Consider the following 1441-nt stretch of genomic DNA (forward strand, 5'->3'; position numbering starts at 1 on the left):
GACCCGGCCGCATCCCACCTCCACCCGACGATTGGAGGTGTTCCGCGGGACCGGGACCGGGACCGGGCAGAATCCACTCCAGTCCGACCCGGTGAATTAAAGATCAGTAAACGCCTGCACCGGGCTGCGGGACGTCACGGTGCTGCGTGATCCACGAGCCCGCCGGGCCGTTGAGCATGCGGGCCCGGTGGAGGCGACGCTGGAACAGCCGGACGAGCTCGGCGTCGTGACGGCCGTCGTCGGCGAGGACGAAGTTCTCCAGCTCCCGCTCACCGTCCGCCCACGACCGCGGGCGCCGGCCCACCAGAGCGGCCGTGTCGTCGAGGTCCGCGGCGACGACCGCCGCCCCGATCTCGTCGATCCGCTGAAGGTGCCGGGCGAGCCGCACGGACATGCGGTTCTGGTAGCGCTGCGCGCCGGCGCCGAGGTCCTGCCGCTCGAGAGAACGGGTCAGGTGCAGATGCGCCGGCCCGTAGGCCGACACGACCTGCTCGGGTTCTTCCACCTCCGCCAGCTCGGCCCCGACGACGGTGGCGATTCCTTCGAGCGCCATCAGGTTTGTCTCGATGCACCAGTGCAGGTTGAGCATGTAGTCCGTGCCGGGCACCGGATCGGCGAGCACGGAATAGAATTCAAGCTTGTTCGACAGCGCCAACAGAATGTAGTGGTAATGGACGGCCTGGAGGTCCACCGGAGTGCCGCTGCGTTCCTCGTAGCGGCGCATGAGGGGGGCGAGGTCGCCCAGGGAGACGAACGGGCTGCGTACCCACATTCCTCCGAGATCCTGCATGGGGTCGCCGACGTGCCCGAACTCCAGATCCAGCAGCGCGGTGATACGCCCGTCGGAGTGCAGGAGCTGGTCGGCATCCCAGACGATCGCCGACTCGCGGCCGCGCGAGTCGGGACGATGACGTGACAGCCAACCCAGCACGAACTCCTGGAAGGGGTCGGGACGTTTCTTCAACTTCCGGTAGGCGGACTCCTCGAAGTGCCGCAGGCCCACCGAGCCGGGATCCTCGCCGGCGCCGGCGCGCACGATGCCCGCGTCCACGAACGGCGCCACGTCGAGGGCGTGCAGCCGGACGAGAATGTCGATGTAGTCCTCCATCGCCCGGCGACGTTCATCGTCCGGCACACCGTCGAAGGAGTCCCGTCCCTCGACGCGCGCCATGACGTACGCCCGCGGCTTCTCCGACCAGGCGTAAACGGCCGGCACCGGAATACCGTGCTCCTGCAGAACCGACTGGAAACGCATCTCGTGCGCGAGCGGGAACGCCGACGGCGAGTCGACCCGCTCGCCACGCACATATAAGGGAAGGAGCACGCCGTCGCGTTCGACATCGACCCACCAGGCCGGGCGCCATCGTGCCTGCCGCTCGATGCGCACGACCCTCCCGCCCACATCACGTTCCAACCAGCCGGTGATCCACTCGATGTGCCC

Annotated in this window: 1 protein-coding gene; it reads right to left on the minus strand. The window is 68.3% G+C overall.

Annotated elements, in window-relative coordinates; all coding sequences use genetic code 11:
* Positions 1 to 103 precede the first annotated feature (103 nt).
* Positions 104 to 1441: phosphotransferase (locus G6R25_RS23925; RefSeq protein WP_336502497.1), on the minus strand; the 1338-nt coding region annotated here is incomplete at its 5' end.

This window comes from Candidatus Frankia alpina (assembly GCF_902806485.1).
GTDB classification, from domain to species: domain Bacteria; phylum Actinomycetota; class Actinomycetes; order Frankiales; family Frankiaceae; genus Frankia; species Frankia alpina.